Origin of the sequence: Pseudoduganella plicata, assembly GCF_004421005.1 — a bacterium.
Lineage (GTDB): Bacteria > Pseudomonadota > Gammaproteobacteria > Burkholderiales > Burkholderiaceae_D > Rugamonas > Rugamonas plicata.
Genome location: NZ_CP038026.1, coordinates 1305345 through 1318565 on the forward strand (window position 1 = coordinate 1305345; position 13221 = coordinate 1318565).

General features: G+C 65.6%; 14 protein-coding genes. 10 read left to right on the forward strand and 4 right to left on the reverse strand.

Annotated features, from left to right (window positions below; genetic code table 11):
• Positions 1-5: 5 nt before the first annotated feature.
• The 8 genes from flgF (at position 6) to E1742_RS05695 (ending at position 7313) form a co-directional block, all read left to right on the forward strand.
• Positions 6-734: a flagellar basal-body rod protein FlgF gene (gene flgF / locus E1742_RS05660; protein WP_134383946.1), complete on the forward strand. Its 729-nt coding sequence runs from the start codon at positions 6-8 to the stop codon at positions 732-734.
• A 79-nt stretch (positions 735-813) separates the two neighbouring features.
• Positions 814-1605 carry a flagellar basal-body rod protein FlgG gene (gene flgG, locus E1742_RS05665; protein ID WP_189568995.1) on the forward strand — a complete coding sequence of 264 codons (792 nt, stop codon included), beginning with the start codon at positions 814-816 and terminating at the stop codon, positions 1603-1605.
• 2 nt (positions 1606-1607) lie between these two features.
• On the forward strand, positions 1608-2270 hold the full coding sequence (gene flgH / locus E1742_RS05670; protein ID WP_134388048.1) for a flagellar basal body L-ring protein FlgH: 663 nt from the start codon (positions 1608-1610) through the stop codon (positions 2268-2270).
• Between the two features lie 7 nt (positions 2271-2277).
• The gene (locus tag E1742_RS05675) at positions 2278-3390 is read left to right on the forward strand and encodes a flagellar basal body P-ring protein FlgI (protein ID WP_134383947.1); all 1113 of its coding nucleotides are present in this window, start codon (positions 2278-2280) and stop codon (positions 3388-3390) included.
• Positions 3390-3806: a rod-binding protein gene (locus tag E1742_RS05680; protein WP_134383948.1), complete on the forward strand. Its 417-nt coding sequence runs from the start codon at positions 3390-3392 to the stop codon at positions 3804-3806. The genes E1742_RS05675 and E1742_RS05680 overlap by 1 nt, the downstream gene beginning before the upstream one ends.
• A 92-nt stretch (positions 3807-3898) precedes the next feature.
• Positions 3899-5272, forward strand: a complete 1374-nt coding sequence (flgK, locus tag E1742_RS05685) for a flagellar hook-associated protein FlgK (RefSeq protein WP_134383949.1) — start codon at positions 3899-3901, stop codon at positions 5270-5272.
• Between the two features lie 10 nt (positions 5273-5282).
• Positions 5283-6185 carry a flagellar hook-associated protein FlgL gene (flgL, locus tag E1742_RS05690; RefSeq protein WP_134383950.1) on the forward strand — a complete coding sequence of 301 codons (903 nt, stop codon included), beginning with the start codon at positions 5283-5285 and terminating at the stop codon, positions 6183-6185.
• Between the two features lie 87 nt (positions 6186-6272).
• Positions 6273-7313 carry a hypothetical protein gene (locus tag E1742_RS05695; protein WP_229466549.1) on the forward strand — a complete coding sequence of 347 codons (1041 nt, stop codon included), beginning with the start codon at positions 6273-6275 and terminating at the stop codon, positions 7311-7313.
• Here the strand turns inward: E1742_RS05695 and E1742_RS05700 are convergent.
• Together E1742_RS05700 and E1742_RS05705 are read right to left on the reverse strand one after the other, a co-directional pair.
• Positions 7300-9633, reverse strand: a complete 2334-nt coding sequence (locus E1742_RS05700) for a putative bifunctional diguanylate cyclase/phosphodiesterase (RefSeq protein ID WP_229466550.1) — start codon at positions 9631-9633, stop codon at positions 7300-7302. The two genes, E1742_RS05695 and E1742_RS05700, sit on opposite strands and share 14 nt — an antisense overlap.
• Positions 9634-9764: 131 nt before the next feature.
• Positions 9765-10181: a hypothetical protein gene (locus E1742_RS05705; protein WP_134383951.1), complete on the reverse strand. Its 417-nt coding sequence runs from the start codon at positions 10179-10181 to the stop codon at positions 9765-9767.
• A gap of 79 nt (positions 10182-10260) precedes the next feature.
• Here E1742_RS05705 and E1742_RS05710 point away from each other — a divergent pair, with 79 nt between their 5' ends.
• On the forward strand, positions 10261-10449 hold the full coding sequence (locus E1742_RS05710; RefSeq protein WP_166793436.1) for a DUF3460 family protein: 189 nt from the start codon (positions 10261-10263) through the stop codon (positions 10447-10449).
• A gap of 190 nt (positions 10450-10639) precedes the next feature.
• Here E1742_RS05710 and E1742_RS05715 read toward each other — a convergent pair whose 3' ends face one another.
• On the reverse strand, positions 10640-11275 hold the full coding sequence (locus E1742_RS05715; protein WP_134383953.1) for a YcbK family protein: 636 nt from the start codon (positions 11273-11275) through the stop codon (positions 10640-10642).
• A 135-nt stretch (positions 11276-11410) separates the two neighbouring features.
• Positions 11411-12229 carry an EAL domain-containing protein gene (locus tag E1742_RS05720; RefSeq protein ID WP_134383954.1) on the reverse strand — a complete coding sequence of 273 codons (819 nt, stop codon included), beginning with the start codon at positions 12227-12229 and terminating at the stop codon, positions 11411-11413.
• Between the two features lie 254 nt (positions 12230-12483).
• Here E1742_RS05720 and E1742_RS05725 point away from each other — a divergent pair, with 254 nt between their 5' ends.
• Positions 12484-13173, forward strand: a complete 690-nt coding sequence (locus E1742_RS05725) for a class II glutamine amidotransferase (protein ID WP_134383955.1) — start codon at positions 12484-12486, stop codon at positions 13171-13173.
• Positions 13174-13221: the final 48 nt, after the last annotated feature.

A 13221-nucleotide genomic window follows, 5' to 3' on the forward strand; every position in this document is an offset into this window, starting at 1 on the left:
ACTAAATGGATGCATTGATCTACACCGCCATGAGCGGCGCCGAGCGGGCCCTGCGGGGCCAGCAGGTGCACGCCAACAACCTGGCGAATGCCGACACGCCGGGCTTTCGGGCCAATATGGAGCTGGCGACGGCGCAGGCCGCGCCGGGCTACGGCTACGACGACCGTCACCTGTCGCAGCTGCAGGCCAACGCCATCTCGACCAAACAGGGCACCTTGCGTGCCACCGGCCGCGAGCTGGACGTCGCCATCTCCGGCAACGGCTACTTCGCCGTGCAGGGCCCGACGGGCGAAGCGTACACCCGTGCCGGCAACATCACGCTGGACGCCGATGGCACGATGACCGTCAACGGCATGCAGCTGCTGGGCGAAGGCGGCCCCATCAACCTGCCGCAGAACAGCCGCATCGAAATCGGCCAGGACGGCACGGTCTCGATCCAGAGCCCGGGCGGCATGGGCGAGATGCAGGTGGTCGACAAGCTGAAGCTCGTGCAGGCCGAAGGCACCGAGCTGACCAAGAATGAGGCAGGCCTGATCGTCGCACGCGACGGCCAGATCCTGCCGACGGATAACACGGTGCAGGTGCGCGCCGGTCATCTGGAAGGGAGCAACGTTTCCGCCGTCGAAGAGATGGTGGCAACGATGAGCCTGACCCGCACCTTCGAAGTCCAGATGAAACTGTTCAAGGCCGCGGACGACATGACCACGGCCGGCAACCGCCTGATCGGCGGCTGATGGCAGATCGGGCAACCTTAAAGTTGCCCGACAGAATGCCGTAACAGTCCTAAAGCGCAACACACTACAGGAGTATCCGATGAATCCAGCAATGTGGATCAGCAAGACCGGCGTGCAGGCACAAGATGCCAAGCTGCAAGCCATCGCCAACAACCTCGCCAACGCCAACACGGTCGGCTTCAAGAAGGACCGCGTCGTCTTCGAAGACCTGTTCTATTCGGTCGAAGGCCAGCCGGGCGCGCAGCGCGCCGACAACAACACGCTGGCGCCAACGGGCGTGCAGCTGGGTAACGGTACCCATATCGTGGGTACGCAGAAGGTCTTCACGACCGGCAACGCGCAGATCACCAGCAACCAGTTCGACGTGATGGTCAACGGTAATGGGTTCCTGCAGGTGCAGCGTCCGAACGGCGAAGCGGGCTATACCCGCGCCGGCCAGCTGGGCCTGGATGCCAACGGCGTGCTGATCAACGCCCAGGGCCTGCCCCTGGTGCCGCAGATTACCGTGCCGGCCAACGCCACGTCGGTGACGATCGGCGAAAACGGTACCGTCTCGGCGACGATGCCGGGCAGCACCGCGCCACAGCAGCTGGGCCAGCTGACCCTGACCTCGTTCATCAACCCGGCCGGCCTGCAGGCCCTGGGCGAGAACCTGTTCCAGGAAACGGCCGCTTCCGGCGCACCGACCGAAGGCCGTCCCGGCGACGCCCAGTTCGGCAAGCTGAAGCAGGGCGCGCTGGAAGCATCGAACGTGCAGGTGGTCGAAGAAATGGTCGACATGATCGCGGCCCAGCGTACGTACGAAATGAACACGAAGGTTCTGTCCGCAGCAGACAATATGCTGCAATACCTCGCACAGGCTGCCCGATAATGATGAAAGCGCAACTGAGCGCAATGGCCGCGTTGTTGCTGGCCGGTTGCGCCTCCCTCCAACCCGCCGCCGTCCGTCCGGGCCCCTTCGACGAACCGCCCGCCGTGGCCCGCTCGGCCGCGCCGCGCGGCACCTCCGGCGGCGTGTTCTCCGCGGAGAGCGGCCTGTCGCTGACGTCGGACAGCCGCGCTTTCCGCGTGGGCGACCTCGTCACCGTCATCCTGCAGGAAACCACGCAGGCGTCGAAAAGCGCCGGCACCACGCTGGGCAAGGAGTCCGGCCTGGGCGTCGCCGCGCCTGGCCTGCTGGGCAAGACGTTCCCGAAAGCCGGTGTCGACCTGAACTCGTCGCACACGTTCCAGGGCGACGCCACGGCCACGCAGCAGAACGCGCTGTCCGGCGCGATCACCGTGATCGTGCAGGAAGTCATGCCGAATGGCCTCCTGAAAGTGGCGGGCGAAAAAGGCCTGACCCTGAACCAGGGCGAGGAATTCGTCCGCCTGCGCGGCTACCTGCGCGCCGCCGACATCGATGCCAACAACCAGGTATCGTCGCAACGCATCGCCAACGCCCGCATCGCCTACTCGGCGCAAGGTACGCTGGCCGATACCCAGCAGCCGGGCTGGCTGTCCCGTTTCTTCCTCGGCCCATTGATGCCGTTCTAAGGACCCGATGAAATCCCGTGCTCTGATTGCTTCCCTGTTCGCCGCCAGCTCCCTGTTGCTGGCCGGCCTGCCCGCGCAAGGCGCGCAGGTGCTGCGCAACCTCGTCTCGATCGAAGGCGTGCGTGAAAACCCGCTGGTCGGCTACGGCATCGTTGTCGGCCTGAACGGCAGCGGCGACTCGACCCAGGTGAAGTTCGCCAGCCAGTCCGTCGTCAATATGCTCAAGCAGTTCGGCGTCAAGATGCCGGACGGAGCGGACGCGAAAAGCAAGAACGTCGCCGCCGTCATGGTGTCGGCCGTCTTCCCGCCCGGCTACCGCCGCGGCCAGCCGATCGACGTGACCGTCTCGTCGCTGGGCGACGCCAAGAGCCTGCGCGGCGGCTCGCTGCTGCTGACGCCGCTGCGCGCGGCCGACAACGAAACGTATGCGCTGGCACAGGGCAACGTCGTCGTCGGCGGCCTGTCGGCGGCCGGCAAGAGCGGCTCGTCCGTCACGGTCAACACGCCCACCACGGGCCGCATCCCGAACGGCGCCATGATCGAGCGTGAAATCGCCACCGATTTTTCAACCAACGCCACCGTGCGCCTGTCGCTCAAGCGCCCGTCGTTCGAGACGGCCACCAATATCGTCGACTCCATCAACAAGAAGTTCGGCAGCATCGCCAGCACCGACGACGCCACCAGCATCGCCGTGCTCGCACCAGAAAACCCGACGCAGCGCGTGGCCTTCATGGCCAAGCTGGAAGGCCTGGCCATCGAGCAGGGCCAGGAAAATCCGAAGGTCGTGTTCAACTCGCGCACCGGCACCGTCGTCATCGCCGACGGCCTGCGCGTGAAAGCGGCCGCCGTCACGCACGGCTCGCTCAAGGTCGTTATCTCGGAAAGCTCGAAAGTGAGCCAGCCGGGCGCGTTCTCGGGCGGCCAGACGGCTGTCACGCCGAATTCCTCCGTCAGCGTGGACCAGGGCTCGGGCCAGATGTTCAAGTGGCCGGCCGGCGCCAAGCTGCAGGCCATCATCGATGTCGTCAACAGCCTGGGCGCGACGCCGGACGACATCATGGCGATCCTGCAGGCACTCGACCAGGCCGGCGCCATCGAAGGCGAACTGGTGGTGATCTGATGGACAACCGCATCGTTCCAGGCGCCCTGCCCGCTACGGGCCGCAACGACAACGACGCCGTCCTGCCACAGAACGTGGCACCGGCCGGCGACGAAGCCTACCGCAAGAAGGCGGAACAGGCGGCCGTGAAGTTCGAGAGCTTCTTCATCGGTCACATGCTGAAACAGATGCGCAGCTCCACCAAGGAGCTGGCATCGGACGACAGCATCTACAAGGACTCGATCAACAGCGACATGCTGGACATGGCGGACGGCCTGGTGGCCGACCAGCTGGCCGGCCAGCGCGCGTTCGGCGTGGCCGACGCGATCCTGCGTCAGCTCATGCCCGCCCCGGCCGCGCCGCGGGGCCCGGTCCTCAACAATACCTCCCAGACAACGCCGCTTGTCGACGCAAAAATTAAGCCGTCCCAGGCTTAATAATCGGCGGCCTTCGGTCGCTTTATACAGATATCGGTGCAACCGGGGCAATGTCCCCGGCGCGCACGGCCGAACCCCAGGAAAACTCCGCCATGACCATCATTAACAACGCACTGTCCGGTGCGATCGCTGCCCAGGCCTCGCTGAACGCGTCGAGCCAGAACATCGCCAACCTGCAAACCCGCGGCTATACCCGCCAGGGTGCGTTGCTGACGGCCGTGACGGCCGGCTACGGCGCCCAGGGTGCCGGCTCGGGCGTCAAGCTGAGCGCGATGCTGCGTTTCTCCGACTCGTACAAGACGCAGCAGATGTGGCGTGCCAATGCCGAGCTGGGCCAGCGTTCGAATGTGCAGCCTTACCTGACGCAGCTGGAACAGGTGATGGGCAACGACAAGTCGAGCATCTCGAACGGTGTCGACAATTTCTTCAAGTCGCTCAACGCCGTGGCGGAAGATCCCACCTCCGGCCCGCTGCGCGGCCAGGTGGTCACGGCGGCCAGCGCGCTGTCGGAAAGCTTCAACAGCATTTACGCCGTTACCCGCAACCAGCAGTTGTCGGTGGAACAGCAGCGCGCGTCGATCCTGCCGAAGTTTAATACCCTCGTGCAGAACATTGCGTCGCTGAACGAACGCATCACGGCGGCCGGTGCCATCGGCACCAACACCTCCGGCCTCGTCGATGAGCGCGACGTCGCCATCGACGCCCTGTCGCAGTTCGCTTCCATCGAAGTGCTGGAACAGCCGGACGGCTCGCGCACGATCTCGCTGAAGTCGGGCCAGCCGCTGGTCGTCGGCAAGATGGCCAGTTCGCTGTCCACCGACACCAGCAGCGGCACGCCGGTGCTGAAGGCTTCGTTCGGCAATTCGTCCTATGCGATCGACGACGCGAAGATGGGCGGCCAGCTGGGCGGCCTGGGCAACTTCGAACGCAATACGCTGCTGCCGTTGCAGACGTCGATCCGGGAAATGGCCGAGCAGTTGGCCACGGCCGTCAACGCACAGCTGGCCGCAGGCAACACGCCGGATGGCGCGCCCGGCAAGCCGATGTTCCAGCTGAACGGCGGCGGCGCCGGCGGCGTCCTGTCCGTGCCGGCCGATTACCAGGCGACCGACCTGGCGTTTGCCGCGGCGGGCGAACCGGCCGGCGACAGCAGCAACCTGCAACTGCTGATCGGCATCAAGCAGAAGTCGATCACCCTCAGTTCCGTCGGCAGCGTCACCATCGGCGATGCGGACACGCAGCTGGTGGGCAAGCTGGCCATCGACAGCCAGCAGAACCAGTCCCTGCTGGCCACGGCGACGACGATCCGTCGCCAGGCCGAAGACGACTGGGCCGCCACAAGCGGCGTCAATCGGGACGAGGAAGCCATCAATCTCGTCGAATTCCAGAATATGTATCAGGCCAACATGAAGGTCCTGGCCGTGGCGAACACGCTGTTCGACGCCACGCTGGCCATGTTGGGCTAAGGAGCACGTCATGCGTATCGCCACCACCCAATACCAGGCCACGATGGCCCGTTCGCTCGAGCTGAACCAGACCATGGTGTCGCGTCTCTCACAGCAAATGGCTACCGGCAACAAGATCTCCGTGCCGTCGGACGATCCCATCACGAACGTGCGCATTTCGCGCCTGAACCGCGAGGAAGCCATTGTCGGCCAGTACCGCGAGAATATCGGGGCCGTCAAGATCCGCCTGGCCAAGAACGAAACCTACCTGACGGGCATGGTCAACGATCTCGGCGCCGTGCACGACCAGATGGTCTGGGCCGCCGACGGCAGCAACACGCCGGACGACCTGCACGCGATGGTGGAGAGCCTGGAAGCGCTGCGCGACAGCATCCTGTACAGCGCCAACACGCGCGATCAGGAAGGCAAGTACATCTTCTCCGGCACGGAGACGACCAAGGCGCCGATCGTGCTGGCCGCCGACGGCGTCAGCTACACGTATGCCGGCAATACGAAGGAACAGAAGGTCGTGGTCGGCAACGGCATCACGCAGGCCGTCAACGTGAATGTCTCCGGCGTCGAGGCGCTGCTGACCAACCTGAACAAGACCATCGAAGCGCTGCGCACGACGACCACCCGTTCGTCGGCGGAGCCGCTGAAGAGCATGATCAGCGGCACGATGGACACGATCCAGGCGGGGCAGGATGCGCTGGCGGGCAAGATCGCCAAGTTCGGCGGCGCGCAGACGGTGCTGGGTACGCTCGACAGCAACCACGCCAACGTCAGCCTGTCGAACAATACCGCCCGGCATGATCTGTCGGCGCTGGACTACGGTGTGGCTTCGACCGAACTGGCGGGCTACAATATGGCCTTGCAGGCCAGCTATCAGTCGTACTCGAAGATCAGCAACCTATCGCTGTTCAATGTCCTCTGACGTTACCGGATCGTCGCTCTGCTTCAACGGCCCGCCGTGCCGCAATACGGCAACCTGATCATGTAGTTCTATCGTACTGTCACCGCCATGCAAATCATCCAGCGCTCAAGTTCCACCGGCATCGCCACGGACACCACCGGCTCAGCTACCGCACTGGATGCCGCTGGCCTGAAAAACGCCGGCGTCGGCAAAGACCCCGCATCGCCGCAGGAGCCGGGCGCGCCCGCGCCGCTGCGCCGCGGCCTCAGCAACTGGGACCAGCCGCTGCAAGGCGATATTTCCGGTGCCCAGCAGGCCATCGACTTCCTGGAGCAGAGCGCGGCGCAGCTGCGCTCGCTCAAGACCGACCTGTCGGCCAAGCTGGCCGCGCGGCAGTTGCGCGACGGCCAGGTGGAGCAGCAGGTGCGCCAGTTTGGCGAAACGTGGCGCGCGCGCCGCGAAGCCACCGGCGGCAAGCTCGATGCGCGGCTGAACTTCTCGAAATCCGAACCGGCCAGCCAGCGCTTTTCCGTGCGCGGCATGAACCTGGCCAACCTGCGCAATGGCGCGCGCGAAACGCTGGCCGTTTCGGTAGGCGGCGGCACGCAGGGCCTGCGCTCGGTACACCTGTCGCCCGGCCTGACGGACGGCGAAATCGTCAGCCGCTTCGACCAGGCGCTGGCGCCGGCCGGCGTACGCGTGTCGATGGGCCAGGATGGCGAGCTGACGTTCGCGACGGACGAAGCGAACTGGCCCGGTGTGCGCGACTCGTTTGCCGTGCAGGGCAGCGGCATCCGCTTCCCCACCGGCCAGCTGAACCGCCTGAAGGCGGAAGCGGAGGCGCCGGCGCTGGCCCCGGAAAACTGGGGCACGGGCGATATCGAAACGATGCGCGAGACGCTGCAGCAGGTCATGCAGGCGCTGTCGCGGGTCGAGGCTGCGCTGGCGAAAGTACGCCAGGAGCTGAACGACGCGCAACTGCGCGCCGAAACGAGCATGCCGAAAATGGAAGTGGCCGGCGTCGAGGACATCGCGGACAAGTTCGCCACGATCGCCAAGGTGCCCGGCTACCAGTCGCTGCAGGCGTTGACGTCGGCGCTGGTCGGCATCAACCGCGACCGCGTCGTGTCGCTGCTCATGCTGCGCTGATGCCGGAATCGGCCACGTCGGCGAGCGCCACGGCCGCCGCGCCGGCGCGGGCCCCGGCATTCATGCCGACGCCGCCGTCGGCCGTCAGCGCCGGCGTAGCGCCCGTCCGTACTAGTGCCAGCAGTTGCGCCGCGGGTGCCGGACGCGCGATCACATAGCCCTGCGCATAGTCGCAGCCGGCCGCCCGCAGCAGCGCCAGCTGCGCTTCGCTTTCCACTCCTTCCGCCACCACCTCAAGACCGAGCTTGTGCGCCAGCAGGATGATGGCTTCGCACAGCGCCAGGTCGCCGCCATTGCCCTCGCCTTCGCTGTCGCCGTTGCCGGCGTGGTCCGCATTGCCTGTCAGGCCGGCCACGAAACTGCGATCGATCTTGAGGTAGTCGATATCGAATTTCTTCAGCTGCGCCAGCGCCGAGTGGCCCGTGCCGAAGTCGTCCAGCGCCACCTGCAGCCCCATTGCCCGCAGCCGGCGCAGCTGTTCCAGCGCCTCGCCCGCCGGTTCGTTCAGCAGGTCTTCCGGCACGTCGATGACGATGCTGCGCGGCGGCAGGGCCAGGCTGTCCAGATAGCTGCGCCACGCCTGGGTGTCCGCCAATAACTGGCCGGGCGACTGGTTGATGCTGACCTGAAACGGGCGGCCCAGCTCGCGCTGCCAGGCCAGCACCTGGTCGGCCGCCTGACGGAACGCCCAGTCGCCGATCTCCTGCAACACACCGGACGATTGCGCATCGGCGATGAAGTCGGCCGGCGCAAGCAGGCCGCGCTCCGGGTGATGCCAGCGCAGCAGCGCCTCGGCCCGCTCGATGCCGCCGCTCTTGAGGTTGATGATGGGCTGGTAGTACAGCTCGAATTCCTGGCGCGCGGCGGCGCGGCGCAGCTCGCCTGCCAGGCGCAGCCGCTGCTGCGCGGCCGCCTGCATGTCCGGCGTAAAGTAGCTGTAGCGGTTGCGTCCGCCGTTCTTGGCCGCGTACATCGCCTGATCGGCATGGCGCAACAGCTCTTCGGCATCGGCCGCGTCCGACGGGTACAGCGCGACGCCGACGCTGCCGGAGATCAGCCCCTGCTGCCCGGACAGGTCGAATGGCCGGTTCAGCACTTCGATGACGTGTTCCGCCACCCGCTCGGCATCCTGCACGTGCGTCAGGCCGGGCAGGATGGCCACGAATTCATCGCCGCCGATGCGCGCCACCGTGTCCGTCGCACGCATGCAGGCGCCGATGCGGCGGGCGGCCTCGACCAGCAGGTTGTCGCCCTGCTGGTGGCCGAAGCTGTCGTTGATCTGCTTGAAGCCGTCCAGGTCGATGAACAGCAGCGCCAGGTAGACGGCGTCGCGCCGCGCCTTGCGCATTTCATGGCGCAGCCGTTCCTGGAACATATTGCGGTTCGGCAGCCCCGTCAGCGCGTCGAAATTGGCCTGGTGCCAGGCCAGCTCGACCGATTCCTTGTGCTGCGTGATGTCGCTGACCAGCGCCAGCGCGCCCAGGTAGCCGCCGTGGGCATCGAAGATGGGGCTGGTGGCCAGGCGCGCCCACAGTTCGCTGCCGTCGCGGCGGATGAACTTGAACTCGCGCCGCTCCGGCATGCCCTGCTGGCGCCGCGCGATATTGCGTTCCAGGATCGAGCGCCCTTCCGCATCCATGAAACGCACCAGCGGCTGCTCCAGCATCTCCTCGATCCGGTAGCCCAGCATGTCCGCCATGCGCGGGTTGACGAACGTGGTGCGCGCTGCCGCATCCAGTTCCCAGATGCCCTCGCCGGCGGATTGGACGATGCGCCGGAAGCGTTCTTCGCTCTTTTCCAGCGCGGCGAGGCGCCCCTCGGCCGGCTCTGCCGTGATACGCACGTGTTCGCCATCGGCACTGCCGACCAGCGTGACAGGAAAGCCGGGCGCGCCACGACTGGGCTGCAGTTGCAGCTGGCAGCGCACCGGCGTCGGGCTGCCGAGGGCGCAGGCGAAGAAGGCGTCGAAGTCAGACAGGAAGCGCTGCGCCACGAAGCCGCGCAGGCGGTGCCGGGCGGCCGACAGCCTGTCGATGCCGAGCTGGCTGGCGCCGACGAGGTTCGTTTGCAGGACGGTCGTATCGCTGTCGAGCAGGAAGCAGCCGACCGGGGCAAGCAGGGTCAGTTCGCCGAAAAGCGCGCCCGCGCTGTCGTCCGGCTGCGCCGACGTGCCGGGCTGGGTCGGGGCTGCGGCGCCACCCCCGATCGCCATCAGCAGAACCTCCTGCTGCAGCATGCCGGCAAGCGTGCGAGGGCCAGGGGCGACATCGGCCGTGACCGGAAAAGTCTCGTTTGCCGCTGTGCGATCCTTGTTGTCCATAATTCCCCTGGAACCGAGCGCCATACATTCGCCGTACCGATGGCTGCCCGGCCCTGCCGAGCATGCAATTCAGCCTACCATGCACAATTGAACTCGTCGAGCGCTGGCGTGCAGGCAACAAGCAGCGGGGATCAGCCCATCCGGCCGCGGCCGAAATTATGACCGACAACGAGTGTCGTGCTGGCGATCAGGCTGGACAGGCCCATGATGAGCTGGATCAGCTTGTCGTCCGGCAGCACCCACGTGCTGCCCTTTGGCGGCTCCGTCCGGGCCACCGCGACAATCAGTGGCGCCACCCATTCGGCGTCCGGCGTAACATCGAGCACGATCGCGTTGTCCGGCGTTTGCATGTAGATGTCGCCGCCTTCGGCAAGCGTAAACCGGACGCCGTAGCCCGTCTCGTTCGGCCGGATATGTTCCTGCAGCGCGAGGTTGTGCTCGGCAATCCACAGTTCGACGTCGGCGGGGGTTTCCAACCCCGTCCACGGCACGGGCCGGAAGCGGGGGCGCGCGTCGTCGCGGTCATCCTGATCTGATTTGTCCTGCATGAAGTGTTCTGTCTGGTTAGGGCAAGGGCCGCGCGAGGCTGTCGCCACGGGCCCGCAGTGTAACCGATTGAAGGAGAAAATGATGAAGATGAAGAATTATGTTTCGGAGTTCGAAGCCTTCCTGGAAGGCTACAAGGAGACGCACCCCAACGTCGAAGAAGACCAGCGCCGCGGCTGGAAGATCTGGTGGGACCACCGCCTGGACCTTGACGCGGTGGACCGGCAGAAGAAGGACAGCGTGCCGCCGAATCCCTATTACTACAGCTGAAGCAAAATCCGGGACAGACCCGCGTCCGTATAAAAACCGGTGCCAGGCTCCGATTAGTCATTAGTCAAATCAAAATCGGAGCCTGGCACCGGTTTTAATCGGAGCATGGCACCGGTTTTTTCTCAAATCGGAGCCTGGCACCGGTTTTATTCATTCAAATTGCAGCCTGGCACCGGTTTTCTTGGCAACGTCAGCCTTTCCAGGTGCGCTTGAGGCCCGTGTCCGCATGAATCCAGCCGCCGCGTGGTCCGCCGCGGTAGTAGAACCCCACGCCGCCCTGGCGGAAGCTTTTCACCAGGCCGCCCAGCACTTCCTCGTTCAGGTTGGCGATGCGCACGTCGGCCGCCTTCCCTTCCATGTGCAGCGATTGGCGCGCCGCCGGTATGCCCTGTTCGCGCAGGCGCTGGTTCGATGCTGGCGTGCGGTAGCCGGACAGGATCTCGATCGGGCTGTCGATGCCGTAACGGGCCACGAACGCCTGTGCGCCCCACAGCGTTTCCAGCAGCTTCGGATCGATCGGCGCCGTCTCCTTGCCGTTCACGTCGCGCAGCAGATGGCACAGCTGCTCGTAGGCGGAGTCGATGACTTCGCCATCGCGCCAGTACAGCACGGAGGCTTTTTCGCCGCTCTGTGGCCGGGTGACCGTCAGCGTGCGCGGCTTGACCCAGAACTCGAGATCGAGCGCCTGGGCATCGAAGATGTCAGGGGGCGGCTGCAGGTTGTCCTGTGCCGCCCGGGCCGGGGCCAGGCCGACCAGCGGCGCCCCGATGAAACTCGCGGCCGTAAGGCCGAGTGTCTTGCTTAAAAATGTTCTGCGCGTAGCCATGGCTATCCCAATGAAGCGGAATCGTCCGTAACTATAGCCGATCGGCGCCGAACTTGAGAAATCACTTTAAGTGTGTGGCCGTTTGCGCAACCGCCGCCGCCGCTGTTTTAAGCCACGATTAAGTCAGGGCGGCAGTTACGCTGCGGCGCGGGCCACCGGACCGGGCAGTTGTGCACGGGGTAGGTCCAGCGCATAGCCTTGCACCAGCGGTATGTGCGCGGCGTGGTCGGCAATGGCACGCAGCGCCGTCAATGCTTCGGGCCGCTCGGCATGGTGGAACAGCACGCGCCCGCCGGACGCTCCCATCGCGTCGACCAGTTTCGCCAGCCCTTCTCCGTCGCGCGCCGCGCGGGCATCGAAACGCACGATGTCGGGCCGGAGCCGGTCGATCAGCCCAAGCCCTTCCTCCACGCCCGTCACCGTGACAGCAAAGCGGAAACCGTTGCGGCGGTAATTGTCCGCTACATAGTTCAGCAGCCACGTCTGCTGCGGCACGGTTGCCGGCAGCTGCAGCACGATGCGGCCCAGCGGCAGCTCCAGCGCATCGAGGATGCGGCGGAACGCGAAGCCGTGGTTGCTGCTGACGGCGCTGAGCAGCCGTCCGTGCACGTTCAGGTGCAGGTCCGCGTCGAAGTGTCCGGTCTGCCGGAAAAAATTGATGGCGTGCAGCATGCGGCAGAGCCGGTCCAGTTCGATCGATTCGTCGTCGCTGGCGGCATGCTCCAGCAGGCGCCACAGCGACAACCCTTCATCCTCGTGCGATACGCCCCTTGCCAGTCCCTCGCAGGCCACGAGGGACCCGCTGTCGAGGGTGCGCACGGGCTGGAACACACTCGTCATGCTGCAGTTGAAGAAACGGCCATGGGCCCGGCCCGACGCGTCCAGCCACAGCGACGACGCATCGGCCCGTTGAGCGAGCCCTGCCAGATATTGATTGAGGATGGGATAGCGCATTGCTGCCTTTCACAACAACATTGGATTGCAGCCAGCGTACGCGCGGGGGCATCGGCGGGAAACGAATCCTTTCGCCGTTCCTTATGCGCCGGATGAATAACCGTGCCCGGCCGTGCCTGCACCACGCCACGCCGGCACCGAAAGTTGACAGACAACAACACACATAAGCATATTGGAAAAGATTCGTTCACACGCCATGCGGGCACGGATATTGTTACCCTAACTCAACATCATCAACGCGAAAGCGGTGTCCCATGTGCCAGCTCCTCGGATTGAACAGCAGCCTTCCCGCCGCGCTCGGACCGTTCTTTGACGTGTTTGCCGAACGGGGCGGCCGCACGGACGAACACAAGGACGGCTGGGGCATCGCCTTCCACAGCGGCAAACGCTGCCGCCTCTTTACCGACCACCGGGCCGCCATCGATTCGCCCCTGGCAGCGCGCATCCGCCGCCGCCCGCTGCGGGCCCGCAATATCCTGGCCCATATCCGCAAGGCCACGCAGGGCCGCATCGCGCTGGAAAACAGCCACCCGTTTGCCCGCCGCCTGTGGGACCAGACCTGGAGCTTCGCCCATAACGGCGACCTGAAGGGCTTTGCGCCGGCACCTGCCCTGTACCGCCCGCAAGGCGACACCGACAGCGAAGCGGCATTCTGCCACCTGCTGTCGCAGCTGGCCCGGCGCTTCCCCCACGGTGCCCCGGCACCCGCCGTACTGCGCGCCGCCATGGCCGAAGTGGCCGCCGAGATCGCCACGCACGGCACCTTCAACTTCATCCTCTCCAACGGCGAAGCGCTCTTTGCGCACTGCTCCACCAACCTGCATTACCGTCTCGAAGCCGGCAAGGCCATCGTTGCGACGCAGCCTGTCGACAGCATCGACGGCTGGATCGCGTTCGCGCCTGGCGAGCTGAAGGCGTTTGGCCGGGGGACACTGCGGGGCTGACATTGCCGTGACGTTCGGACAAGGCGCGTCTTATAATGACGCGCCTGT

Excerpts from the sequence above, each read along its gene's own strand:
- flgF (WP_134383946.1), top strand. The coding sequence starts at position 6 with ATGGATGCATTGATCTACACCGCCATGAGCGGCGCCGAGCGGGCCCTG.
- flgG (WP_189568995.1), top strand. The coding sequence starts at position 814 with ATGAATCCAGCAATGTGGATCAGCAAGACCGGCGTGCAGGCACAAGAT.
- flgH (WP_134388048.1), top strand. The coding sequence starts at position 1,608 with ATGAAAGCGCAACTGAGCGCAATGGCCGCGTTGTTGCTGGCCGGTTGC.
- E1742_RS05675 (WP_134383947.1), top strand. The coding sequence starts at position 2,278 with ATGAAATCCCGTGCTCTGATTGCTTCCCTGTTCGCCGCCAGCTCCCTG.
- E1742_RS05680 (WP_134383948.1), top strand. The coding sequence starts at position 3,390 with ATGGACAACCGCATCGTTCCAGGCGCCCTGCCCGCTACGGGCCGCAAC.
- flgK (WP_134383949.1), top strand. The coding sequence starts at position 3,899 with ATGACCATCATTAACAACGCACTGTCCGGTGCGATCGCTGCCCAGGCC.
- flgL (WP_134383950.1), top strand. The coding sequence starts at position 5,283 with ATGCGTATCGCCACCACCCAATACCAGGCCACGATGGCCCGTTCGCTC.
- E1742_RS05695 (WP_229466549.1), top strand. The coding sequence starts at position 6,273 with ATGCAAATCATCCAGCGCTCAAGTTCCACCGGCATCGCCACGGACACC.
- E1742_RS05700 (WP_229466550.1), bottom strand. The coding sequence starts at position 9,633 with ATGGACAACAAGGATCGCACAGCGGCAAACGAGACTTTTCCGGTCACG.
- E1742_RS05705 (WP_134383951.1), bottom strand. The coding sequence starts at position 10,181 with ATGCAGGACAAATCAGATCAGGATGACCGCGACGACGCGCGCCCCCGC.
- E1742_RS05710 (WP_166793436.1), top strand. The coding sequence starts at position 10,261 with ATGATGAAGATGAAGAATTATGTTTCGGAGTTCGAAGCCTTCCTGGAA.
- E1742_RS05715 (WP_134383953.1), bottom strand. The coding sequence starts at position 11,275 with ATGGCTACGCGCAGAACATTTTTAAGCAAGACACTCGGCCTTACGGCC.
- E1742_RS05720 (WP_134383954.1), bottom strand. The coding sequence starts at position 12,229 with ATGCGCTATCCCATCCTCAATCAATATCTGGCAGGGCTCGCTCAACGG.
- E1742_RS05725 (WP_134383955.1), top strand. The coding sequence starts at position 12,484 with ATGTGCCAGCTCCTCGGATTGAACAGCAGCCTTCCCGCCGCGCTCGGA.